This window comes from Gordonia sp. NPDC003585, assembly GCF_040610755.1.
Lineage (GTDB): Bacteria > Actinomycetota > Actinomycetes > Mycobacteriales > Mycobacteriaceae > Gordonia.
This window is the reverse complement of the sequence record NZ_JBEXMX010000086.1, coordinates 1-22448: the sequence shown is the minus strand read 5'-3', so window position 1 is coordinate 22448 and position 22448 is coordinate 1. Positions and strand designations below refer to the sequence as shown.

21 protein-coding genes and 1 pseudogene are annotated in these 22448 nt (G+C 66.3%); 8 read left to right on the top strand and 14 right to left on the bottom strand.

The features are described from left to right. Nucleotides 1-132 precede the first annotated feature (132 nt). From ABZW74_RS20095 to ABZW74_RS20075, 5 genes are all read right to left on the bottom strand, one after another. Nucleotides 133-1560 carry a lipase family protein gene (locus ABZW74_RS20095; protein ID WP_355278794.1) on the bottom strand — a complete coding sequence of 476 codons (1428 nt, stop codon included), beginning with the start codon at nucleotides 1558-1560 and terminating at the stop codon, nucleotides 133-135. A gap of 120 nt (nucleotides 1561-1680) precedes the next feature. Continuing rightward, nucleotides 1681-2298 (bottom strand): TetR/AcrR family transcriptional regulator, encoded by a 618-nt coding sequence (locus tag ABZW74_RS20090; protein WP_355278792.1) that lies wholly within the window; start codon nucleotides 2296-2298, stop codon nucleotides 1681-1683. Between the two features lie 10 nt (nucleotides 2299-2308). Continuing rightward, a complete protein-coding gene (locus tag ABZW74_RS20085) occupies nucleotides 2309-3940 on the bottom strand; it encodes a Rieske 2Fe-2S domain-containing protein (RefSeq protein WP_355278789.1) in 1632 nt (543 codons plus the stop codon). A 124-nt stretch (nucleotides 3941-4064) separates the two neighbouring features. After that, nucleotides 4065-4622 (bottom strand): hypothetical protein, encoded by a 558-nt coding sequence (locus ABZW74_RS20080; protein WP_355278786.1) that lies wholly within the window; start codon nucleotides 4620-4622, stop codon nucleotides 4065-4067. 21 nt (nucleotides 4623-4643) lie between these two features. After that, on the bottom strand, nucleotides 4644-5387 hold the full coding sequence (locus ABZW74_RS20075; RefSeq protein ID WP_355278783.1) for a nuclear transport factor 2 family protein: 744 nt from the start codon (nucleotides 5385-5387) through the stop codon (nucleotides 4644-4646). A gap of 63 nt (nucleotides 5388-5450) precedes the next feature. Between ABZW74_RS20075 and ABZW74_RS20070 the strand changes: the two genes are divergently transcribed. The 4 genes from ABZW74_RS20070 to ABZW74_RS20055 all read left to right on the top strand — a co-directional run bounded on the left by ABZW74_RS20070 (nucleotide 5451) and on the right by ABZW74_RS20055 (nucleotide 8599). Next, on the top strand, nucleotides 5451-6050 hold the full coding sequence (locus ABZW74_RS20070) for a TetR/AcrR family transcriptional regulator (RefSeq protein ID WP_355278780.1): 600 nt from the start codon (nucleotides 5451-5453) through the stop codon (nucleotides 6048-6050). Between the two features lie 132 nt (nucleotides 6051-6182). Beyond that, the gene (locus ABZW74_RS20065; protein ID WP_355278777.1) at nucleotides 6183-6950 is read left to right on the top strand and encodes a lysophospholipid acyltransferase family protein; all 768 of its coding nucleotides are present in this window, start codon (nucleotides 6183-6185) and stop codon (nucleotides 6948-6950) included. Between the two features lie 9 nt (nucleotides 6951-6959). Next, complete coding sequence (locus ABZW74_RS20060; RefSeq protein ID WP_355278774.1) at nucleotides 6960-7766, top strand: lysophospholipid acyltransferase family protein; 807 nt, start codon at nucleotides 6960-6962, stop codon at nucleotides 7764-7766. Then, a complete protein-coding gene (locus tag ABZW74_RS20055; RefSeq protein ID WP_355278771.1) occupies nucleotides 7766-8599 on the top strand; it encodes an HAD family hydrolase in 834 nt (277 codons plus the stop codon). Before ABZW74_RS20060 ends, ABZW74_RS20055 begins: the two co-directional genes overlap by 1 nt. 150 nt (nucleotides 8600-8749) lie before the next feature. On the opposite strand, the gene ABZW74_RS20050 is transcribed toward ABZW74_RS20055, so the two are convergent. From ABZW74_RS20050 to ABZW74_RS20035, 4 genes are all read right to left on the bottom strand, one after another. After that, on the bottom strand, nucleotides 8750-9919 hold the full coding sequence (locus ABZW74_RS20050) for an acyl-CoA dehydrogenase family protein (protein WP_355278768.1): 1170 nt from the start codon (nucleotides 9917-9919) through the stop codon (nucleotides 8750-8752). Nucleotides 9920-9932: 13 nt separating this feature from the next. Beyond that, nucleotides 9933-10547 (bottom strand): peroxidase-related enzyme, encoded by a 615-nt coding sequence (locus ABZW74_RS20045; RefSeq protein WP_355278766.1) that lies wholly within the window; start codon nucleotides 10545-10547, stop codon nucleotides 9933-9935. Nucleotides 10548-10573: 26 nt separating this feature from the next. After that, entirely contained in the window at nucleotides 10574-11161 is a 588-nt protein-coding gene (locus tag ABZW74_RS20040) for a peroxidase-related enzyme (RefSeq protein WP_355278763.1), read from the bottom strand. Between the two features lie 161 nt (nucleotides 11162-11322). Next, entirely contained in the window at nucleotides 11323-12936 is a 1614-nt protein-coding gene (locus ABZW74_RS20035) for an N-acetylmuramoyl-L-alanine amidase (protein WP_355278761.1), read from the bottom strand. A gap of 288 nt (nucleotides 12937-13224) precedes the next feature. Between ABZW74_RS20035 and ABZW74_RS20030 the strand changes: the two genes are divergently transcribed. Further along, a complete protein-coding gene (locus ABZW74_RS20030) occupies nucleotides 13225-14757 on the top strand; it encodes a SpoIID/LytB domain-containing protein (RefSeq protein ID WP_240857956.1) in 1533 nt (510 codons plus the stop codon). 31 nt (nucleotides 14758-14788) lie between these two features. Here ABZW74_RS20030 and ABZW74_RS20025 read toward each other — a convergent pair whose 3' ends face one another. From ABZW74_RS20025 to ABZW74_RS20005, 5 genes are all read right to left on the bottom strand, one after another. After that, nucleotides 14789-15442 carry a GAF and ANTAR domain-containing protein gene (locus tag ABZW74_RS20025; protein WP_355278797.1) on the bottom strand — a complete coding sequence of 218 codons (654 nt, stop codon included), beginning with the start codon at nucleotides 15440-15442 and terminating at the stop codon, nucleotides 14789-14791. A 94-nt stretch (nucleotides 15443-15536) separates the two neighbouring features. Continuing rightward, nucleotides 15537-16205, bottom strand: a complete 669-nt coding sequence (locus tag ABZW74_RS20020) for an SAM-dependent methyltransferase (protein ID WP_355278758.1) — start codon at nucleotides 16203-16205, stop codon at nucleotides 15537-15539. Next, nucleotides 16202-16972 (bottom strand): PIG-L deacetylase family protein, encoded by a 771-nt coding sequence (locus ABZW74_RS20015; protein ID WP_355278756.1) that lies wholly within the window; start codon nucleotides 16970-16972, stop codon nucleotides 16202-16204. The genes ABZW74_RS20020 and ABZW74_RS20015 overlap by 4 nt, the downstream gene beginning before the upstream one ends. Further along, a complete protein-coding gene (locus ABZW74_RS20010) occupies nucleotides 16969-17958 on the bottom strand; it encodes an acyl-CoA dehydrogenase family protein (RefSeq protein ID WP_355278753.1) in 990 nt (329 codons plus the stop codon). The genes ABZW74_RS20015 and ABZW74_RS20010 overlap by 4 nt, the downstream gene beginning before the upstream one ends. After that, complete coding sequence (locus ABZW74_RS20005; protein ID WP_240857861.1) at nucleotides 17955-18683, bottom strand: glycosyltransferase; 729 nt, start codon at nucleotides 18681-18683, stop codon at nucleotides 17955-17957. Before ABZW74_RS20005 ends, ABZW74_RS20010 begins: the two co-directional genes overlap by 4 nt. A 161-nt stretch (nucleotides 18684-18844) precedes the next feature. On the opposite strand from ABZW74_RS20005, the gene glf reads away from it, so the two are divergent. The 3 genes and pseudogenes from glf to ABZW74_RS19990 form a co-directional block, all read left to right on the top strand. Then, nucleotides 18845-20047, top strand: coding sequence for a UDP-galactopyranose mutase (glf, locus tag ABZW74_RS20000; protein WP_355278750.1), 1203 nt, complete (start codon nucleotides 18845-18847; stop codon nucleotides 20045-20047). Beyond that, nucleotides 20048-21988, top strand: coding sequence for a glycosyltransferase (locus tag ABZW74_RS19995; protein ID WP_355278747.1), 1941 nt, complete (start codon nucleotides 20048-20050; stop codon nucleotides 21986-21988). Further along, nucleotides 21984-22448 (top strand): annotated as a pseudogene (locus tag ABZW74_RS19990) (phosphoesterase); the annotation flags it as partial. The gene ABZW74_RS19995 and the pseudogene ABZW74_RS19990, both read left to right, overlap by 5 nt.

Genomic DNA, 22448 nt, shown 5'->3' with positions numbered 1-22448 from the left:
TTTCGTGGATCATCGTCGCCGCGTCGCGCTCCACGGCCCTCTTCCCGCCTCCACGATCGCCGCCGCAGGCGGCGGGTGGGTCGCTGACTCGAAGGCAACGCTTGTGCGGTCGATGCCCTCCATTGATCAGGCTCAGGGGTGGCGCGGAACCCGCCCGAGTTGTTCTCCGATGAGAATGGCGAGGTTGTTGCCGACCAGGTTGACGAACGCCCGCCAGGTTGCGGGGTTCAACGCCATCGATCCCTGGTCGCTGGTGGTGCAGCCGCGTCGAACTGGCTTGCGGGCCAAGCGGTCAGCCATCCACACCACACCGGGGGCAAATCCTTCGACCGCCAGGGTGATGTGCTCGCTGAAATGGTCGCGGGTGTACTGCACGCGTGCGCCCGGATCGGCGCAGTAGGTGCGCACAAGGGTGTTGACCGGTCCGACAGGCGCGATCCAATCGGGGTTCGACTGGTAGATGAACATCGGAAACGTGGGTACGGACTTGCCCATTCTCATCTGGCCCAGCACTTTTCGTGGAGTGGGATAGCTCAGTGGATCGCCCGGCAGGTTGATCAGACCCTTGATGTTGACGAACGGGGCGAGTGCTGCCTGATAGGTCAGGCAGAGTGGACTCTTCACCGTCAGCAGCGCCCGGCCGAGAGGGTTCACATGGCGCTGCAGGAAGCGATCGAGTTCCGGGTACTCGCGGCTCACACCGATGATCCCGGCCATGATGAGGCCCGACGCCGCATTGCCGTTCGCCAGGTTGACCAGCGCTCCGATGTCGGCGGGGACACCGCCTTCGGCGGCTCCGACGATGGGTAGTTCTGGCGCGTAAGACGCGGCGAGCTCAGCCGCCCACCCGGTCGCGATCGACCCGCCGGAGTAACCCATCATGCCCACGCGCAGATCGTCTTTCAGTCCCAGCGGTCGGAAGTTTCGGGCACCGCGGATTCCGTCGAGCGTGATGCGGCCCGCGAGAGGGCCGGCAGCGAAGGCGGACTGAGGTCCTTGATGGTCGGGAATCACCACGGAATACCCCGCACCGACCAACGACGTGATCTGCAAGACTTCGTACTGCGAGTCGACCGAGCCGGAAATCTGCCCGGGAATCGATGCCAACTGCATCACATACGAAGGGGCGCAGTACAAGGCGGTCGAGTCCTCGGCAGACTGCCAAGACACCAGCTTCGACGGACCCGGACGCTGCGGACCGCGCGGTTTGAGTAGTGTCGCCACCGCCGGGATCGCTTCCCCGCGGGTGTTCGTCGAGCGGTAGGAGATCTGCCATGCGTCCACGTTGATCGGAATCGCCGAGAACGCAGCAAGATTGACGCGCCGGGCCGCGATCAACTCACCGGGCTTCTTTGACTCGACCACCCGCTGCGGCGGGAGATAGAAGGCGCGGTCGAACTCGGGGATCGCCGGCGGGACCGGAAAGGGCAGTGCAGGCTGCACCGGCACTGCCGACGCGTGCCCCGTGGCCAGAACGGAACTTCCGACGAAGGTCGTGACAAGCAATCCGATGATGAGACCAATTGCCTGAGCGCGCAACGTCGTCGACCCCCGACACATACAACCACCCCTTGTCCAGTTGTGAGACACCTGCGTCTCACATTCCTAGTGAAGATACACAGATGTGGTCTGCGCCACAAGGGTGGCGATGAGGAGGGCCAGCGGGCCTCGACTCTCGAGTCAGAGGGTGGTGAAGGCGAGCAGGATGTCGGCGAGTACGTCCACGATGTCGCCGAGTGGCGCCGGGTTGTCGGACGAACTCCATCGGTGGACGAGTCCGGTGAGGGCGCCGACGAAGCCGTTGGCGAGGTGGCGCTGTCGATCCGAGGGTGGGCGCGCGGCGACGTCGGCCATCGTTGCGACGAAGAAATCGACCCACTCCTCGCGTCCGTCGATGCGGTGCTGCTCGACGCGACTGCTCACGCCGACCACCTGGACGAACGAGACTTCCGCGCGCCGCGGATCGGTGCCCACCGAGGAAATGTAGGCGCGCATCGCTGTGGTGGCCAGGTCACGGAGATCGCGAGAAGGATTGTCGGACAACGCCTCCGAGACCGCGAGACGGGCGCCTCCCTGGATCTCGTCGTAGATCGCGATGAGGAGGTCCTCACGATCGGCGAAGAGCTCATAGAACTGCCGTCGCGACAGTCCGGCGGCCTTACACAGCGAGGTCACCGACGACGCCGCGTAGCCCTTCGTCGAGAACTCATCGAGCGCCGCGTCGAGGAACCGACGGCGGCGATCGGCCAGCCGGTCGCTCACAGCGCGCCCGCCGTAGGTTCGTTCTGCGGCGGTCATGATGAGCTCATCAGGTCCCGAGTCGCTGCGCCCGAAGGTCGTGCCCCTTGGAGGTCAGGCACCGACCGGTGGGCAGGTCCCATTGCCAGCCGTGCAGATTGCAGGTCAGCTTGTCGCCCTCGATGACACCGAACTTGCCGAGGTCGGCCTTGAGGTGCGGGCAGCGACGCTGCATCTCCCAGCCGTCCTTGGTGATCGACGCCGAATCGTCGTGTGCCTCGGCAAACCAGCCGTCGGCGTAGGCAATTCGCTCGTCGGTGAGGCATTTGAAGAAGGTGTAGAGGAACTCGTTGTACCCGCCGATCCGCCACGTGGTGAAGCGGGTGGAGAGGAAGATCGTGTTGACCCAGTCGGGCTCGTTGTCGCGAAGGACGGTCCGCACCAGCTCGGTGGCGATGCGGAATCCGTAGCGGTACTTGCCTTCTCCCTCCTTCGGCTCGCGCACGATGCGGTTGGGGAAGTCGATGACGACGATCTCGGTCTCGTCGGTGGTCTCCTTCGACGAACTGTGCGGCGTCATGACGAGACCGACGGGATAGCCGATGCCGTCGCAGATGAGGTCCGATTGCGCCATGATCGGCTCGAACAACTCACGAAGCTGCCCGATCAGCGGCTCGCCCTCGGCCGGGGCCCAGGTTGCCTTGTCGGCGGCGATGATCGGGGCGAACTTCTCCTTCATCCGCTCGAGGTAGGCCTGCTTGTTCTCGCCGAACACGTCGTGCGGAGCGTAGGGATGGCCGACCTCGTTGAGCGTCGATCCGGTGAAGTCGGCGACCGACCCCGACACCATCATCAGGCCACGATGACGCTCGCCGTCGTCGGTGCCGTGGATGCGCATCTGCTCCAGGAACGTCTCTTGGTCGGGGAAGATCGACGTGACGTCGGCCGGCCGAGCATTCTCCGGGTCGTCGATGCCGGAGCCGAAGTCGTTGAGCCCGAACAACTCCTCGTCGAGGAACATCGGCGGACCGGCCGACGGGACCACCCATGTCGCGCCGACCTGCTCGATGTAGGAGCGGGCGCGATCCATGCCGCGCTGACGCTTCTGCGACGCGAAGTTCGCCTTCGACTTGCGCGGGATGTCGTAGACCATCGGGTACCAGATGGCTCCCGAATACTGCAGCAGGTGGACGTCGACGCCACCGAACGCCTCGTCGATGACGTCGAGGTCGATGGGCCGGGCGTCGTTCATGTTGAAGCACACGGTCTCGCCGTCGGAGACGATGAGGCCGGAGTCGCCGATCGGGCCGTCGGCGGGGGCACGCAGCGCGATGATCATGACGTCGAGCGAGCCCTTGTCGTTCGTCACCGTGGTCTTCACCGAGTCGGTGGTCTCCACAAAGGTGTGGAAGCCGAGCTTCTCGAGTTCGCGCTTGAGGTCCGGCACGGGGTAGTCGGGCAGCAGGACGGTGGCGTCCTTGTTGACGTTCTCCCGCAGGTTGCGCTCATCGAAGTGGTCGCGGTGCAGGTGTGAGACGTAGAGGTAGTCGCACTGGCCAAGCGTCTTCCAATCCAGCTCGGAGTTGTCCGGGAACGGGATCCAGGAGGCGAAATAGGTGGGGTTCACCCACGGGTCGCAGAGGATCGACCCGGCGGCGGTCTGAATGTGGAAGCCGGCATGTCCGATGCTGGTGATCTGCACGTGTGGCGACCTTTCCTGGGCTGCGCGGGCTGAGCGCGTGCGGGCATTCGACATACCAATCTAACGAGTCGCCGCCGGGCCTGTCGTGGGCCGTTGTGCCTGCAGGATTCCCGCGTGATGGCGGTCACCGCTGTTTCAGCGACCGTAGCCAGTCGTCGACAGCCCGCTGACCGGCGAGCCGCAGAACCGGTTCACCGGCGTCGATGCGTGCCTGCATCCGATTTCGGGTCTCCGGATACATCACCCAGGCCCAGCGGATGATGTTCTTGTCGGGGTCGCGGCGGAACCAGTCTCGCGGGTTCTCGCGGTTGCCGTGCCAGATCCCCTCACGGCGGACACCTCGGAGAACGGTTCGGCGGGTGACGCGGAACATGACCGCGCGTCGCGCGTGGTCGGGCCAGACCACGACATCGGGACCGTCGGGCGTGTCGGTGTCCAGAAGCCCGTCGAGGCGTCGTGTCCAGACGCCGTCGATCACCCAGCCGGTCGGGTTGTCGGCCAGAAATGTGCGGACGATAGCGCGTGCGTCGTCGAGGTCACGGAACGTCCAATCGGCGTCCCAGAACACCTCGTCGAGTTCGAGTTGCGGCAGGTCCAGAATGTCCGCGACCTGACGCGCGAGGGTCGACTTGCCCGTTCCCGACACCCCGACGATGTGGATACGGCGCGGCGGATCATCCACCGCGACAGTATGCCGGGGTGCTCAGCGCGACGTGAACCGCTGCGTCAGCCGCTGGACCGACACGGGGATCTTCGACGCGGCGAAGGCGGCGCGCAGCACGCGGCTGTCGTCGCGCGGGAGGATGCCGGCGCGCTGGGTGGCGTCGATGAAGTCGTAGAGGGTTTCGCCCTCTTCCATCAGGCGGTCGGTGTTGAAGTGGTAGCGGTCGACGGCCGTGCACTGGATGAACCGGCCGTCGCCATACAGCGTCGGCGCCGAACCGTCGTACGGGTAGAGACGCAGGGCGCCGGAGAAGTGGCCGCTACCGATGTAGCGGATCATGATGCGTACCTTGCCTTCTGGCGTGATATCGACGTACACCTGGTCGGGCAGGGGGTCGTAGCGCCAGTCGGGGATCGCGTCGAAGAAGGCGAAGTTGTAGGTCACGAAGTCGTCGATGCCGACAATGGTGCGGCCGAACGTGGTCACGTCGGTGTAGCGGAGGTCGGCTGCGTAGAGCTCGTCGTTGATGCTCATGTCGCGGACCAGGAAGCTCCACCAGTACTTCTTGGCCCAGGTCATCAGCCAGGCAACGTCGTTGCCCTGGCGTTCGAGGAAGTCGAGCTTCTTGGCGAACATGTCGAACCATTCGCGGGTCTGTTCCTGCAACTCCGGTTCGGAGATGGCTCGGATCGGGACACCCCGGTTCGACTTCAGATATTCCGGTGCGGGCTTGGCCAGTCGCGGACGTGCGAGTGCTTCTTGGAAGGCCTCTTCGGTAAACATGAATCACATGATTCATGTTGAATCGGGCGATGTCAATACGCCCGATGATGCAAGGATGAGCGGGTGAGTTCCGGAAAGCTGTGGCGAGGTCAGACACTGGCGGATCGCTCGACGGACCGTCGGGCGGTGTTGCTGGACGCCGGCCGCGCACTGCTGGGCGAGGGCGGCGCCGCAGCGGTGACGATGCGCGCGGTGATCCGCGAGGCCAAGCTCAGTCCGCGCTACTTCTACGAGAGCTTCGCCTCCCGCGAGGAACTGCTCACCGCCGTGTACGACGAGGTGTCCGCGGAGCTGTTCGAGACCCTGACTGCCGTCGCGGTGACGGGTCACCCCCGCCAGGACGTGCGCGCGTTTGTCGACGCCATCCGCGACTTCTTCGAGCGGGACCCGCGTCGGGCGCGCATCCTGCTGCGCGAACCGCTCGCCGACGACACGCTGCGCGATCACCGTGCCGCGGCCACCCCGCAGTTCGTCGGCGCGGCGGTCGCGATGGCCGGTGGTCGGATCGGTGCGGGCCGCGACCTCGCGATCGTCTCGACCGCGCTCTCGGGGGCACTCGTTGCGCTCTACCTCGACTACTCCGACGGACGGCTCGACGTGGAACCGGACCAGCTCGTCGACGCGGCGGTCGAACTCATCTTTGCCATCGCGGGGGAGCAGTAGAACCGGCTCGCACGGATGACACCGCTGAAGGCCTTCGCCGGGATAGTCCAGTCGATGAACCTCATCGGTGTCATCCATGCGGACCTGCATCGCAGCGTCAGTCGATCGATTGCGCCGCAGTAAGCTCAACCCATGGAACCCGTCTATGGCACTGTGATCACCGCCGCGCGACTGCTGTGGCTGGCCGAGGGCCTCAAGTTCACGATCTCGGGCGTCGAGAACGTTCCCAAGACCGGTGCCGGCGTCGTCGCCTTCAATCACACCGGCTACCTCGACTTCACCTACGCCGGCATTCCCGCCTATCTGCAGGGCCATCGGTACGTGCGGTTCATGGCGAAGAAAGAGGTCTTCGACAACAAGTACGGCGGCCCGATCATGCGGTCGCTCAAGCACATTCCCGTCGACCGTGAGCAGGGGAGCGAGAGCTACCGCACCGCCGTGGAGTACCTCAAGCAAGGGGAACTGGTGGGGGTGTACCCAGAGGCGACGATCAGCCGCAGCTTCGAGATCAAAGGATTCAAGTCCGGCGCCGCCCGCATGGCGCTCGAGGCCAACGCACCGATCATCCCGACCGTCATCTGGGGTGCGCAGCGAGTGTGGACCAAGGGTCATCCCAAGAAGCTGGGCCGCTCGAACTACAAGATCATGGTCGGGGTGGCCGAACCGCTGGAACCGACCGGCGACGCCGACGCCCTGACCGCGAAGCTGCACAAGGTGATGAGCGAGAAGCTCCTGGAGCTGCAGGACGCGTACGGCGAGCACCCCAAGGGCGAGTTCTGGGTCCCGGCGCGACTCGGCGGGTCTGCTCCGACGTTGGAGGAGGCGAACCGGATGGATGCCGAGGAGCAGGCGGCGCGTGCGGCCAAGCGGGCAGCCCGCGAGCAAGGTGAGGACGGATAGGCTGGTCGCATGAGTCAGAGCCGTCCGCAGAGTCGCGAACCGGTCTTCCGGACTCTCGAACTGATCGCCAACGGGCTCGTCCGCGCGCAGGGTCTCGACCTCCGGTTCACCGGTATTCAGAACTTCCCGGAGACCGGTGGCGCCGTCCTCGCCGTCAACCACACCGGCTACGTCGACTTCCTGCCTGCCGCGATCGGCCTCTACCGGGCCGGACGCCGGGCGCGGTTCATGATCAAGTCCGAGGTGATGGACGTGGCGATCATGCGCTTCCTCGTCAACCACACGAAGACGGTGCCGGTGGACCGGTCGGAGGGAGCCGAGGCCTATCGCGCGGCCGTGGACTCGTTGCGATCGGGGGAGATCGTCGTCGTGTATCCGGAGGCGACCATCAGCCGGAGTTTCGAGCTGAAGGGTTTCAAGACGGGCGCGGCCAGGATGGCGGCCGAGGCGCGCGTGCCGATCGTGCCGGCCATCGTGTGGGGTGCGCACCGCCAGTGGACCAAGGGCGGTAAACGGAACATGGGGCGCAGCAAGCTGCCGGTCGCCGTGCGCTACGGCCTTCCGATCGCTGTCGATTCGGCCGCCGACCCGTCTGCCGAGACCGCCCGGCTGCGTGAGGTGATGAAGACGATGTTGCTCGAGGTGCAGGACGGCTACGGCACCCATCCCGCGGGCGAATTCTGGGTACCGGAACGGCTCGGCGGTTCGGCACCGACGATCGAGGAGGCGGCGACCATCGAAGCCGAAGAAGCAGAGCGCAAGGCGGAGGCACGCGCACGTAAGGCCGCCGAGAAGTCGCGGCGCGGGACGTCCTGATGGCATTTGGACCGCCGACGCTGATCGCCAGTGATGTCGATGGCACCCTCATCGACGACGAAAACCAGGTATCCGCACGCACTCTTGACGTTCTCGGGGCAGCGCGCGGCGCCGGTGCCGAATTCGTGCTGGCGACTGGTCGCCCGCCGCGGTGGATCGCCGAGATCACCGACCAGTTCGACGGCACGCAGGCACAGGTCCGATACGCGGTGTGCGCCAACGGCGCTATCCTCTACGACGTGCTGCACGATCGGGTGATCTGGTCGGCGACGCTGCCGCCACCAGTCTTGGTGAAGCTGGGAGAGATTGCCAAGCAACGGATTCCGGGATGCGGAATCGCTGCGGAGCGCGCAGGCGAGTCCGCGCACGACGCCGCGACCGCGCCCTTCGTGGCCAGTGCGGGTTACCAGCACGCGTGGCTCAATCCCGACCACGTCGAGGTCGGCGACGACGACATCTATGCCGAGCCCGCCGTCAAACTGCTCGTCCGATCGCCCGGCATGGCAAGTGGCGAGATGGCGCAGCGCCTTTCGGGGTACGTCGGCGATCTCGCGCAGATCACCTTCTCCACCGACAACGGGCTCGTCGAACTGTCGGTGCCGGGAACACACAAGGCATCGGGACTGGAACGGCTTGCTGCACAAGCCGATCTACCGTCGGAAGCGGTGATTGCGTTCGGTGACATGCCGAATGACGTCGAGATGCTCTCGTGGGCACACCACGGGGTGGCGATGGGGCACGGACATCACGCCGCCCTCGCCGCCGCCGACGAGGTGACCATCGGCAACAACGAGGACGGCGTGGCGGTTGTGTTGGAGCGGTGGTTCGGCTAAGGTTCGAACGGCCGCAAGAAACTAGGGGAAGAAACTCCTCCCCTACTCTTGGTGTCGTCCCCGCGAAACTTCTCGCGGAGGACTCAAGAAGTAGGGGAGGAAGTTCTTCCCCTAGTTTCTTGCGGGACCCCGTACCGAAAGTCCGTGCGGCTACAGCAACCCGAGCGCGAACGACCCGACGAAGGTGCGTGCGCTGTCGCTGTTCGGCGGATGGAAGGCGCCCGCCCGCACGTCGCGGTAGAGACGTTCGAGCTCGTTGCGTCGGTGCAGCGCTCCGGCCCCGGCGACCTCGAGCGCGAGGTCGGTGACGGTGCGTCCGGTCCGGGTGCCGTTCTCCTTGGCCGCGAACAGCCGCAGCAGCGCGCGGTCACCGAGATCCTCACCCGCGGTGAGCTGGGTGGTCAGCCGGTCGAGCTGTCCCTGGGTGCCTTCGAGAGCGAACTCCGCTTCGGCGACGTGATACTGGGTGAACGGCTTGTGCGCCACCGATTCTCCCCCGAGGCTCAGCGCGGTGCGCGACGTTGCCGACGCGATCGCGAGATCCAAAGCACGACGCCCGATTCCGAGGTAGATGTTGCCCAGCAGCGGGAGAACCCAGGGGAAGATACCGGCGACGTAGCCGGTCGGTGGCTCACCAACGGCGTGGACTCCGACGGTGCGCTCACTCGGGACGAAGACGTCGTCGAGGAGGGTGTCGTGGCTGGCGGTGGCGCGCACGCTGAGCGTGTCCCACGTCTCGACCGTCGACACGCCGACCTCGTCGCGCCGGACGAAAGTGTGCACGATCTTCGGGTTGTCGGGGTCGGAGTTGTCGCGCGCATGCACGCCCAGCCAATCCCACGCCGGCGACAGTGAGGTGAAGATCTTGTGTCCGGTGATGCGATAGCCACCGTCGACCGGCGTGGCGATGGTGGTGGAGTCGTCGATGACGAGATCGTTGCCCGGTTCGCCGTGGCCGGCGGCGATCACCTTTCCGGCAACGATTTCCTCTGCGAGCCAGAGTAATTCCTTGTTGCCGGCGTTGAGCTGATCGGCCAGCGGGCCGGTCCAGTACAGGTGCATGTTGACCCCGAGTGCGGTGGCCGGCGCAAACGCAGCCAGGCGACGCTGCTCGAGATTCAGCTGGTGCAGGCTGATGCCGAGTCCGCCGTGCTCGCGGGGGAGTGCCGCCCGCAGGTAGCCGAGCTCGCGCAGCTCTTCGAGATCCTCTGCGAAGAAACGATTCTCACGGTCGTAGGTGACGGCTCGCTCGCGGAAGCGCTCGAGGGTGTCCTCGGGGAGGACGAATTCGGTGGTGGCTTGGCTGGTGGTGCTGGTCATGGGTTACTCCTGGTCACGAATGTGCGGCGGTGTGATCGCCGTCGAAGATCTCCGGGTCGGGCAGCAACCCGAGAGCGAGGGAGATCCGGTTGGTGGCGTTGAAGATGGCGGTGATCTGGACAGCTTCGAAGATCTCGGCGTCGGTGAGCCCGAGGCCGCGCAGGCCCTCGATGTCGTCGTCGGAGACGCCACCGGGATCGTCGGTGACCGTCAACGCCAGTTCGATGAGGGCGTGTTCGCGCTCGGACAGTTCGGGCACTTCCCGGTGGTCGAGCGAAATGCGGTGTGCGAGCCAGGCATCGCCGAGGAACTGGGCGAGTTCATGTACGTGCAGGGCGTGGCAGTACGCGCAGCCGTTGCGGACCGATACGACGGTCGCAAGGATCTCCCGTTCACGTCGGGTGATCGAACTCGGCACCGACGGGTCGCCCTGGACGAGCGGGAACAGGTAGGCGTTGAGGCGTTCGAAATGCCCCTCGTCGAGTGCGAAGCCGCGAAGCCAGTTCGGGACGAAGCCGGACTCCTTCTCGGTCTGATCAAAGAGTGCGGCGAGCGAGGGGGAGAGTTGGTCGTCGGTGGGCGTGCGCAGGCGCGAGATGCGAAGCGAGGCTCCGGTGGTGGCCGTCATGAGAGTGGATCTCCTTGTGTGCCAAGTCAGTTGAAGAACTGGTCGTCGGGTGTGACCTGCAGGAAGATGGTGAACCGGTTGGCGGCGGCGAAGGCCGAGATGACGTGCACCGCCTCGAAGATCTCCTCGTCGTTCAGGCCCAGATCGCGCAGTTCGTCGATGTCGGCGTCCTCGATCTCACCGGGATGCAAGGAGAGTTTGCCTGCGAAGCGAGCGAGCGTGCGGTGCCGCGGCGAGAGTTCACGCACCTCGCGGTAGTCGATGGCGACTCGGGTGCCGAGCTTGCGGTCACCGAGCGCCTCACCGAGGCTGCCTGCGTGGTTGAGGCGGCAATAGGAGCACTTGTTCTCGGCAGAACTCACCGTGGCGAGCACCTCACGGTCGACGTAGGGCAGTCGGCCGGTGTTCGGATCGAGAAGGCCGAGGATGTAATCGTTGAACCGTGCGGCGTGCGCACCACCGAGGCTGAGCGCGCTGGCCCAGTTGGGGATGTAGCCGAGCTGACGTTCGAGCGACTCGAGTTGCTGGCGTAGATTGTCGGGAAGCTCATGGAGCTCGGGGACGCGGAGTCGAGAAATGGTTGTGGCAGAGGGGGATTCGAGAGTGTCGGTCATGGCTCTTCTCACGATCGAGGAAGCGATCGGCGGCGTGGCCGGTCGCGGGTGACTCCTCAGACGGTAGAGCCGGCCGCGAGATCGTCACAGAGATGAACTTTGCGTGATCGCAACCCGTGAGATGTTCCCCCAGATTCAGTTCAGGGGATCGAATGGACTTGTCAGGCGGACGGGACCGGTACCGGATTCGTCGGTGTCGCAGAAGGCGTCGACTCCGGCGGCTTGACGGACGCACCGCCGGCCAGGCCGCGGATCTGTGCGAGAGCCGAGTAGCCGTGTGTGCCTGGGCAACTCGTGCTGTTGTAGTCGCGGTGCCCGGCGATCATCGGAAGGGTGGTCTGCGCTCCGGCGGGAAACTTGCTGCCGGAGAAGCCTTCCGAGGTCAGGTTGGCCGTCCCGCCGGGATTGAGCCCGGCCTTGCCGAGGCGCCAGCGCAGGAACCGGGCCACCGCGGCGACCATCGCGCCGGTGGGCGGTGTCTGGTCGAGGTTGCCGATCATCGACACCCCGACCGTCGACTTGTTGAAACCGCCGGTGTGCGTGCCCTCGACGTTGCGGTCCAGTCCGCCGAACGCGCCCTCGAAGATCTGACCGTACTTGTCGACGAGCACGTTGTAGCCGATGTCGCACCAGTTGAGGGTGCGGGCGTGATAGGCGTAGATGCCTCGGACGATCTCCACCGACTGCGCAGCGGTGTACTCGTTGGAACCGGCGGTGTGATGCAGGATCGCCCCGCGGACCGTCGGCGAGAACGTGGGCTGAGAACAACGAATGGCCTCGTCGGCTCCCCACTGCGCGCGGGCCACCACCGAGGGGCCGCCAAGCAGCGGCGTGAGTAGCGAAGAACCAAGGGACAGAACCGATTCCGGGCTGATCAGGGTTGCCTTGATGGCCGACAGTGCGGTGGTGACGAGCTTGGTGATGATCTCACTGGCAGACCCCATGGCCAGCTGCGCCGGCCCGCCGCCCTGCGGTTCGGCGGCCGGGATGGCCAGCCCGTTGTCGGTCGCGGCGATCTGCACCTCGCGTGCGTTGCCGACCCAGATCGGTTCGGTGCCGGCGGGGTGGTCGGGGCTCGCTTCGCTCCCAGCTGCTTGCTCGAGCGCGGTCCATGCACCCCATCGCCCATTCGGACGCTTGGCGCGAACGAACATGTCGACGTCGACCGGGCGGTCCCAGGTGAAGGCGAGCATCTTGATCGGGGTGCTCCGACGAAGCGTTGTGACCGCCGCGCCCACGGGCCTGCCGTCGGCCATGCGGGGTTGGGGCGCGCGTGCTCGGGCCGTGGATCGGGGTGTGCCGGACGTCGTCGAGGTCGTTGTAGAGGTCGGCGTTGCGGAGGTCGTCGTTGTCGACGTCGTGGTGTCCGTCGTCGAGGTTGAATCCGATGTTGATGACGTCGAATCCGTTGCCGACGACGTCGTCGAGGTCTCGGTGGGTGACGTGCTCGTCGACGTCGAACTGGAATCCGAAGGCGTGGCCGTGGGGACGAGACCGGAAGGGAGCGGCACGGTCAGGTCGGGCAGCGGGAACTGGTTCGGGTCGATCTTGGGCAGCTTGATGCCGGCGGCGCCGAGGCCCGACGACGCCATGTCGAGCACGACGGTCGACAGATCGCGCAGTGGTACCTGCTCGATCGTGGTGTCGGCCACCTTCGTGGTGCGATCCACCAGCTCGGGATCGTGTTTGCTCACACTGACCACGAGCGGACTCGCCACGGCAACGATCGCGATCGTGGCCAGCACGATCGACGGTTTGGGTCGGGCATAGCGCACAGGGGCTCCTCAAGTGAACGGGGCAGGTGTGTCCGGTTGGTCCGAATGGTCGATCCGGGAGTCATCGTGGAGGCGAGGATGCCGCGTCTTCGTGCACACACGCCGCGCGTGGCAACTCGTGATGCTGTTGTTATCTTCTGGGGTTGTTGTGAACCGAGTGAGTTCACTATGGTCACTTAAGTCTCAATCGTCACACCAGTCACAGGCGTTACGTCTGAGGCGAGTGTCCAACTCAGGGATGTGTTTCCGTCAGTGCAGAAGTTCCGTCCGATGACGTGGTTGTCGGGTATGGCGCCGGGTGTACGGCCTCGCCATGCCCGTCGGCGCACGCTGTCCTGGACGGCCTTCGGATTGGCGCCGGCGCTGTTGGCCGGCGGGCTGGCGGTCGCGGGATCGACCATGAGTCAGGACGTGGAACTCTCTGTGGGTTCGACGGTGACGCTGATTGGACATGGGCACGGCCACGGGCGCGGTATGGGTCAGTGGGGTGCCTACGGATACGCACGAAAAGGCTGGCCTGCCAGTCAGATTCTGCGCCACTATTACGGCGGCACCACCGCGGGGAAGGTGGACAGGCCCGAGATCACGGTGAGACTCACCGGTCAGAACTCGGTGAATGTGCACGCGGACGCCGGGATGCGAGTCGGTGGCCAGACCGTGGCTCCCGGACAAGCGGTCAGCTTGTCCGGGACCACGGCCACCATCATGAGCGGCTGCGGCGGTGGCGCGATTCGGACCGTGCGGCTGACGGCACCGTTCGTCGAGCCGATCAGCATGGCGCCCTCTCGACCGGCGCGCGACTTCCTCAAATTCTGCGGGTCCAACACGGCCTACCGCGGGGCACTCGGACTCGACGGCGGCCGCGTCGTCAACCGGCTGCACATCGACGACTACGTCAAGGGCGTCATCCCCAAGGAGAGCGTGCCCGCCTGGGGTGACTCCGGCGGCATGGAGGCGCTGAAGGCGCAAGCCGTCGTCGCGCGCACCTACGCGCTGGCCGCCATCGCCGGCGGCAAGAAGATCGACGACACCCAGAACTCACAGGTCTACGGCGGCGTCGCGAGCGAGGATCGTCGGACAAATGTCGCGGCCGACGCGACCACCGGCCAGATCCTGCGTCAGAACGGTCAACCGGCGTTCACCGAATTCTCCGCGTCGACCGGCGGCTTCACGGCGGGCGGACGATTCCCCGCCGTCGCCGACGAGGGCGACACGGCTTCACCGAACCACAACTGGACGGCGACGGTGAGTGCCGGGAGCATCGGCTCCGCGTTCGGCGTCGGCGCGCTGCGCAGTTTCGAGGTCGTCGAGGCCAACGGACTCGGCGCCGAGAACGGTCGCGCGCTCAAGGTGCGCGCGGTCGGTTCCGGCGGCACCAAGGAGGTCACCGGCGAGCAGGCGCGGACGATGCTGCAGCTGAAGTCGTCGTTCTTCTCGGTGCAGGGACAGGCGACGAAACCGAAGATCGTGCGACCGCCGGTCGGTCCGAGCGGTGGCGCCGGAAGTCTCGATCTGGGCAGCCTCAACGGACTCGCCGACCAGATCATCCCTGGCTCGTCACAGCTGCTCTCGATCGCGACAACCGCGCTGAGCGGCAAGTTCACCGACCTCGGTGGCGTACTCGGACCGCTGGGCAAGGCGATCGGCGTGCCGACCCTCACCGCAGACGCGGCCGGCGTCATCCAGGTCTTCGAGAAGGGCATCATGTACTTCAGCCGGCAGACCGGCGCGCATGCCCTCGCCGGCCGCGGACTGCAGCGCTATCAAGCCCGCGGCGGGATCGCGGTGCTCGGCTTCCCCAAGCGCGACGCCCTGCGCTGAGCCGATCAGGCGCCGCGGGGTGCTGAGCCGATCAGGCGCCGGGACCCGCGTGCACGATCTGCAGGGCGATGTCCACGAGTTTGGTGTTCGAGTCCTGGGAAAGCCGCGCAAGCAGCGAGAACGCAGCCGTGGCGTCGATGTGGTAGCGCTCCATCAACATTCCCTTGGCCTGCCCGATGATGTCGCGCGAACTGAGCGCCGCACGTAGCTGTTCCTTCTCCCGCACCGCCCCGAACGCGGTCGCCGCATGGGCGGCGAACAGTTCGCCGAGCAGGCGAGCGTCCTTGCCGAACGAATCGGGTTCGGTGCTGTGCAGGTTGAGGGCGCCGAAATCATTGCCCTCGATATAGAGGCAGAAGCACGCCATCGATCGGATACCCAGCGCCGCTGCTGCCGGGGCGAAACGCGGCCAGCGGGGCTCGCTGCGCATGTCCTCGATCCAGATCGTCTCATCGTCGACGGCGGCACGCACGCACGGACCCTCCTCGAACTCGCGCTGGAGCTCGTCGGACTTCCCGCCGAGATCACCGACGATCACTGGTGATTCGATGACCCCGCTGCGCACGAGGGTGATGGTCGCGTACTCCGCGCCCGGGAGGGTATCGACCGCGTACTTCGACATCTTGCGCAACACCGCTTCGGTGTCGTCGCTCTGCGACCGCAACTCGTTGGCAATCCGGGTCATCTCCGACCGGTCATCAGCCCACACGGTGCGTCCTCCTTCTTGTGCCACTTGCCCCACCAGCATCCGAATCGTGATCCCCCGTAGACCAGCAATTCTAGCTTGACCTGGACGCCTGGGTCGCGGACTCGACTGCCACGAGTCCGTCGCGCTCGGCAACCCACGGCGTGTCCCCAACGGTGAACGATTCGGCCCGGAAGTCGCGGTCGGTGTAGCCGGCCCGACGAAGAAGTGCCGGTGATCTGACGAGTGCGTCGTGGACGTCGTCGCCCGACGACGGGTACTCGGCGACGTGGTGACGCCAGTGGACCGCCACTACTTCGCCGCCCGCCGTCAGCGACCTCGCAAGCCGCGAGATCAGGTCCCCAAGCGCCTCCCCGTCGAGGTAGTACAGCAATTCGCTGACCACTATGAGGTCGAATTGGGCGTCCGGCCAGTCCGTGAACGCATCGCATGTCCGCAGGCGCACGTTGTCGGCATGCCGCAGGCGGTCACGGGCGAGGCCGATTGCCCGGTCGCTGATGTCGGTGCACAGAAGTCGATCGCATCGGGTGGCCAGCGCCTCGCTCAGCACGCCGATCGAGCATCCGGGTTCGAAACCCGACAGATATCGCGGCGACGACAGCAGCGCCAAGGTCAACGCGTACTTGCGTTGCTCGTACCACCGGCTGCCGAAACCCCAGGGGTCGTCGCTGCTCTCGTACATCGCGTCGAAGTACGAGAGCGGGACGTTGCGGTGTCCCGCACTGGGCTCCGGGCGTCTCATTCGAAGACGAACTCGCGGTCGCGCAGCAGGTGGGACAGCATGTGCGCGCTGAGAACCGCCTGGTCTTCCGGTGCGGGGGACAACGGTCGTATCTGAGAGGCGAACGCGCGTACGGCTGCCCGCTTGACCCCGAGCACCCCTTCCGCGAGGGGATGGGCCCGCAACCGATCCCAGGGGATCGCGGGGTCGCCGGGGCATGCCCAGTGCCACATCCACACCGGATACATCCAGACCGGGACGTTGCGTTGCGCGCCGATCGTCTGGGCGCAGCGGCCAACCGCCTCGTGATCGGGATGACCGTCGTGGGCCCACACCGACAGCAACCCGACGCGGCTGCCGCGATGTTCGTCGAGCAGAGCACCGACGATTACGGCCATGTCGTCCTCGCGCTGTTCGAGCGAACCGTCGGGTAGTCCGCACCACCGCGGCGGATCGAGACCGAGGATGGCAGCGGCCGTGTCGAGTTCGAGGTGGCGGCGCGCAGCGAGCTGGGGCGGTGACATCGTCGGTGATCCCGGATGAGAGCCGGCCCCGTCGGACAGGCAAACGGTCACCACGTGTACGCCCGCGGCGATGGCCGCCGACATCATTCCGCTTGCTCCGAGTACCTCGTCGTCGGGATGGGCAGCCAGCACCACCAGAACCTCGACGTCGAACCGTGGGCGGGCCCACGGGCCCTGTCGGTCCAGCCACTTCGCCCACTCGGGTTCGGCGGTGCCGGTGTCCGACGGCGGTACCGCGGCGAATCGCGCCGCCGAGACGCTCACCGCGCCTGCCCGTTTCGGGTGGCCGGCAGGACTGTGTCCGGTGTTGTCGCCGTCGGGCCCGGAATGGCTGCCCCGGCCAGTGAACCGAGAACGACGAGGTCACGATCGGCATGGGACTGTCGGACGTACACCATCAGATCGGCGACGGCCTGGGCATGCCCGGCGTCGGCGGTCAGAGGACCGGGACCGAGCGCGCGACCGGTGCGATCCAAGACTGTGGCGGCGACCTGCTCGATCGACCAGCGCACCTGGTGGGCCAGCCGTCTTGTGGACTCCTGAGGGTCCGCGTCGATGATTCGGCCGGCATCGAGCAACTGCGCCCAGCCTGCGGCGAGGACCGCATCGACGGCCCCGAGGTGCATGCGCAGCAGCGGGTCGTCGCGGCGCACCGCAGCGCGGTAGAGGGGTGTTGCCACCTTGCGGGCGCCTCCGAACCAACACGCGGCCACCCCGATAGCGCCATGCCAGAACCCGGGACGTTCGAGGTACGCCCCTGGTGGGCCAACCGGGTGCGCGCGGGCCCGGTCGAGGATCACCGTGCAGGTGTCCGACCCCCGCATGCCGTCGGTCTTCCACACTGCCGGGTCGACTCGCAGTGCTTTCTGGTCCCGCTCGATGGCGAACAGCCGTTCCCCCGACTCCGTGTGGGCAGTGATCAATGCATGTGTGCAGTGCTGCGCTCCGGAACACCACGGTTTGGTGCCGGACAGCTCCCATTCGTCGTCGCTGCCCAACGCATTGACTTGGGTGTTGGGTGGGTCGGCCGCCCACACCCCCCAGAATTCTCCCGGCCCGACCGACGCTCCGCCGATCTCGCCGAGGATCGCGTCGGCGTCCGCATGGGCCTCGATCAGCCGGCCGGTGGCGATGTCGTCCGTGCACGCCCGGGCCAGCGCGGCAAACCGCTCGCCGGTGTGTCCTGACCCGGGTCGGGGCAGGCCGAACCGGTCGGCTGTGACCGCGGCGAACGCGGCCCCCGCATTCATTGGGCAGCCTCGGTGGCCAGTTTGCGCAGATAGGCCGCGAATCCCTCGCCCACCCGGCTCGCCACGCGTGTCGACGTGCGCACCGGCGCTGCTGCGCACCGGGTGATCGAGCTGCCGAGTGCCTGCAGGCGGTCTACGAGATCGACGTCCTCGTGCACCGCCAGCGGTCGAAAACCGCCGACGGCCACATACGACGAGGCGCGCACACCGAGGTTCGCTCCGTGCACGTGTCGATGTCCGGGGCGGTGCGAATACCGCTCGAGGTAGCGCACCTCGAGGTCGTCGGGCCACTGGCCGAAACCGTCGGGGGTGACCGTGCCGACATACGCGTCGGTGCCCGCCTCGGCCGCGTCCAGATGCGTGCAGAGCCAGTCCTCGGGGACGGTGGAATCGGCGTCGGTGGTGGCGAACCACGTGGTGGCCGTCGGGCCGGATCTCTGAGTCGCGGCAAAACCCGCGCGGCGGGCGGCACCGACGTTGTGAGCGTCGATGCTCACCGCCGTGACACCGGGTCCGAGCACCGAGGCGGAATCGTCGTCGCAGGCGTCGAGTACGACGATGATCTCGACCGGCACGGGCACCGCCGCCGCGGCCGCGCAGAGCGCGTCGACACACGGTCGCAGGGTGTGCCGCTCGTTGTGTGCGGGCACCACCACGGTGACGGAGTGGATCGGTTCGGTGCCGAAACGGCGTTGGGAGAGGTCGGCAGGCTGTGAAGGCGTCACGCGGTCCCCTGATCGAGTGGGATGGGTGTCACGGGCCGCGTGTCTTCAGACCGATGTGTTCCTACCTTACCGGGGGGAGGCGCGACTGGTAGGGCAACGTTGTGATCGGAGCCGTGGTGGCGCGGAGAACCCTCAGGTTACGTCCGTTACCCTGAGGACCCGTGGCAGCCGATACCAGTTATGACCTGATCGTCGTCGGATCCGGATTCTTCGGACTCACCGTCGCCGAGCGGGCGGCGACCCAGCTGGGCAAACGGGTCCTGGTCCTCGAGCGTCGCCCGCACATCGGCGGCAATGCCTACTCCGAACCCGAGCCGACGACCGGCATCGAGATCCACAAGTACGGTGCGCACCTGTTCCACACCTCCAACAAGCGGGTGTGGGATTACGTGAACCAGTTCACCGACTTCACCGGCTACCAGCACCGCGTCTTTGCGATGCACGCCGGTCAGGCCTACCAGTTCCCGATGGGGCTCGGTCTGGTCGCGCAGTTCTTCGGCAAGTACTACAGCCCCGACGAGGCGCGTGCGCTGATCGCCGAGCAGGCGGCCGAGTTCGACACCAAGGAGGCGGCGAACTTCGAGGAGAAGGCGATCAGCCTGATCGGCCGCCCCCTGTATGAGGCGTTCGTCAAGCACTACACCGCCAAGCAGTGGGAGACCGACCCGAAGAACCTGCCGGCGAGCAACATCACCCGCCTCCCGGTGCGTTACACCTTCGACAACCGCTACTTCAACGACACCTACGAGGGTCTGCCGGTCGACGGGTACACCGCGTGGCTGGAGAAGATGGCGGCCGACGAGCGCATCGAGGTGCGGCTGGACGTTGACTGGTTCGACGTACGCGACGAACTGCGCGCCGCCAATCCCGACGCGCCGGTGGTCTACACCGGTCCGCTGGATCGGTACTTCGACTACTCGGCGGGCCGACTCGGTTGGCGCACACTCGATTTCGAGACCGAGGTGCTCGACACCGGGGACTTCCAGGGCACCCCGGTGATGAATTACAACGACGCCGACGTCCCCTACACCCGGATTCACGAGTTCCGCCACTTCCACCCGGAGCGCGACTCGTACCCGACCGACAAGACCGTCATCATGCGTGAGTACGGGCGGTTCGCCAACGACGACGACGAGCCCTACTACCCGATCAACACCCCCGAGGACCGCGCAACCCTCGCGGCCTACCGCGAACTGGCCAGAGACGAAACAACCTCGGCCAAGGTGCTTTTCGGTGGACGCCTGGGCACCTATCAATACCTGGACATGCACATGGCGATCGCGAGTGCGCTCACCATGTTCGACAACACGCTGGCGCCGCACCTCGCAGACGGTGCGCCCCTGACCGAAGACAGCGGAGAGTAGATGAGTCTGAGCCCCGTGACCCAATCCGAGATCCCGACCGCCGGTTCCGGGCCGTCGAACGCGAAATCCCTTCTGCAGCGGGTGATCTTCCCGCGCGCCGGCGAACCGCTGGACGTGCGCTCGCTGTACCTGGTGGAGGATGACCGCAACGCCCGGCGCGCGCATGCGCCGAGTCGGACGTCGGTGCTGCTCGGTGCGGAGTCGCAGGTCAGTTTCGAGACCTACTTCAACGCCTTCGCGGCGTCGTACTGGCGCCGGTGGAGCATCCTGGATTCGGTTGTCCTGCGTGTCGAGGTCATCGGCTCGTGCCGGGTGGATCTCTACCGCTCCAAGATCGACGGCTCCCGCATCGGGATCGGCGGCGATCTCATCGCCACCGACGAAACCGGGCGTGGCGTAGCGGAATTCGAGCTCGACCTCGGGCCGTTCGAGGACGGCGGCTGGATCTGGTTCGACGTCACCACCGACACCGACACCGAGATCCTCTCGGCCGGTTGGTACGCGCCGATCGACGCACCCGACGGCGAGTCGCGAGTGGGCATCACGGTCGGCATCCCGACCTTCAACCGGCCGAACGACGCGGTCGCCGCACTCGCCGCGCTGACCTCGGACCCGCTGGTCGACGAGGTGATCGACGCGGTGCTGATGCCCGACCAGGGCACCCGCAAGGTGGTCGACGAGCCGGGCTACACCGAAGCCGCTGCGCGCCTGGATGATCGGCTGCACATCTTCGACCAGGGCAACCTCGGTGGTTCTGGTGGGTATGCACGCATCATGTTCGAGGCGTTGCGGCTCACCGACAGCCCGTACGTGCTCTACATGGACGACGACATCGCCATCGAACCCGATTCGATCCTGCGTGCGCTCGCGATGTCGAGGTTCGCCAAGACCCCGATGCTGGTCGGCGGACAGATGCTCAACCTCCAGGACCGCAGTCACCTGCACTGCATGGGTGAGGTCATCGACCGCAACAAGTTCATGTGGACCGCGGCGCCGTTCGTCGATTATGACCACAACTTCTCGAAGTACCCACTGCGCGACCGGGACAACTCGACGAACCTGCACCGGCGCATCGACGTCGAGGGCAACGGCTGGTGGATGTGCATGATCCCGCGCGCCTGCGCCGAGACCATCGGTCTGCCGATGCCGCTGTTCATCAAGTGGGACGACTGGGAATTCGCCCTGCGCGCAGCGAAAGCCGGATATCCGACGGCCACCGTCCCCGGAATCGCGATCTGGCACATGGCCTGGAGCGACAAGGACGACGCCATCGACTGGCAGGCGTACTTCCACCTCCGCAACCGGCTGGTGGTCGCGTCGCTGCACCACGACGGTCCGATCACCGGCATCCTGCGGTCGATGACCAAGGCGGCGGCCAAACATCTTCTGTGCCTGGAGTATTCGACGGTTGCCATCCAGAGCGAGGCGATCCGCGACTTCCTCGCCGGACCCCACCACATCCGCGAACTGCTGCCCACCGCGCTGCCGAAGGTCGCGCAGATGCGCAAGCAGTTCCCCGACGCCGTCGTGCTTCCTTCGGCCACGGAACTGCCCCGGACGTCGGGTGAGGCGACTGCGCTCGGTACCAACCCGCCGGAGGGCAAGGTGGCCAAGGCCAAAGCCCTCGCCGCGTCGGTGCGTAACAACCTGCGTCCCGCCGATCCGCGGCATCACGAAGTGCCGCAAGCGAATTACCCGCCGATCGAGGCACGCTGGTTCAGTCTCGGCCGGGTCGACGGCGTGACCGTCACCACCGCCGACGGCCGCGGGGTGGTCTATCGGCAGCGGGACCGCGAGAAGGCGATCGCCCTGGCCCGCGAATACTTCGCGCTGGTCAAGGAACTGCGGGAGAGGTTCCCGGAGATGAAGGAACAGTATCGGGCCGCGCACGCGGAACTGACCGGCAAGGAGAGTTGGGCGCGTGTCTTCGGAATCGATTGAGCGGGTAGACGACCCAGCGTTGGGTGACCCGCGCGGCGAAGTGGCCGCACTCATCGCGGTGCAGGGTGCGCTGGTGGACAAGCCGGGCGTGGTCTCCACGGCGCGGGGGCTGTCGCACTTCGGTGAACACTCACTCGGCTGGCTGGCCATCTCCGCGATCGGCTGGGGTCTGGCCGTCAAACGCAACGACCCCGCCTCCGAGCGGCTCTGGGTCCAAGCCGGTGTCGGCGCCTTCGGTGCGCACGCCGCGTCGGTGATCATCAAACGCATCGTCCGGCGGAAGCGTCCGCACGACCCGAGGATCGTCGTCGGGGTGTCGACGCCGAGCCGGCTGAGCTTCCCGTCGAGCCACGCCACGTCGACCACCGCGGCCGCCATCCTGATCGGTCGGGCCGCCGGTTTGCCGAGGTGGCTGCTCCCGGCCGCACTCGTCCCGCCTATGCTCACCTCGCGGCTCGTG

Excerpts from the sequence above, each read along its gene's own strand:
- ABZW74_RS20055 (WP_355278771.1), top strand. The coding sequence starts at position 7,766 with ATGGCATTTGGACCGCCGACGCTGATCGCCAGTGATGTCGATGGCACC.
- ABZW74_RS20095 (WP_355278794.1), bottom strand. The coding sequence starts at position 1,560 with ATGTGTCGGGGGTCGACGACGTTGCGCGCTCAGGCAATTGGTCTCATC.
- ABZW74_RS20060 (WP_355278774.1), top strand. The coding sequence starts at position 6,960 with ATGAGTCAGAGCCGTCCGCAGAGTCGCGAACCGGTCTTCCGGACTCTC.
- ABZW74_RS20090 (WP_355278792.1), bottom strand. The coding sequence starts at position 2,298 with ATGACCGCCGCAGAACGAACCTACGGCGGGCGCGCTGTGAGCGACCGG.
- ABZW74_RS20030 (WP_240857956.1), top strand. The coding sequence starts at position 13,225 with ATGGCGCCGGGTGTACGGCCTCGCCATGCCCGTCGGCGCACGCTGTCC.
- ABZW74_RS20020 (WP_355278758.1), bottom strand. The coding sequence starts at position 16,205 with ATGAGACGCCCGGAGCCCAGTGCGGGACACCGCAACGTCCCGCTCTCG.
- ABZW74_RS19995 (WP_355278747.1), top strand. The coding sequence starts at position 20,048 with ATGAGTCTGAGCCCCGTGACCCAATCCGAGATCCCGACCGCCGGTTCC.
- ABZW74_RS20065 (WP_355278777.1), top strand. The coding sequence starts at position 6,183 with ATGGAACCCGTCTATGGCACTGTGATCACCGCCGCGCGACTGCTGTGG.
- ABZW74_RS20025 (WP_355278797.1), bottom strand. The coding sequence starts at position 15,442 with ATGACCCGGATTGCCAACGAGTTGCGGTCGCAGAGCGACGACACCGAA.
- ABZW74_RS20045 (WP_355278766.1), bottom strand. The coding sequence starts at position 10,547 with ATGACGGCCACCACCGGAGCCTCGCTTCGCATCTCGCGCCTGCGCACG.
- ABZW74_RS20040 (WP_355278763.1), bottom strand. The coding sequence starts at position 11,161 with ATGACCGACACTCTCGAATCCCCCTCTGCCACAACCATTTCTCGACTC.
- ABZW74_RS20010 (WP_355278753.1), bottom strand. The coding sequence starts at position 17,958 with ATGAATGCGGGGGCCGCGTTCGCCGCGGTCACAGCCGACCGGTTCGGC.
- ABZW74_RS20075 (WP_355278783.1), bottom strand. The coding sequence starts at position 5,387 with ATGTTTACCGAAGAGGCCTTCCAAGAAGCACTCGCACGTCCGCGACTG.
- ABZW74_RS20050 (WP_355278768.1), bottom strand. The coding sequence starts at position 9,919 with ATGACCAGCACCACCAGCCAAGCCACCACCGAATTCGTCCTCCCCGAG.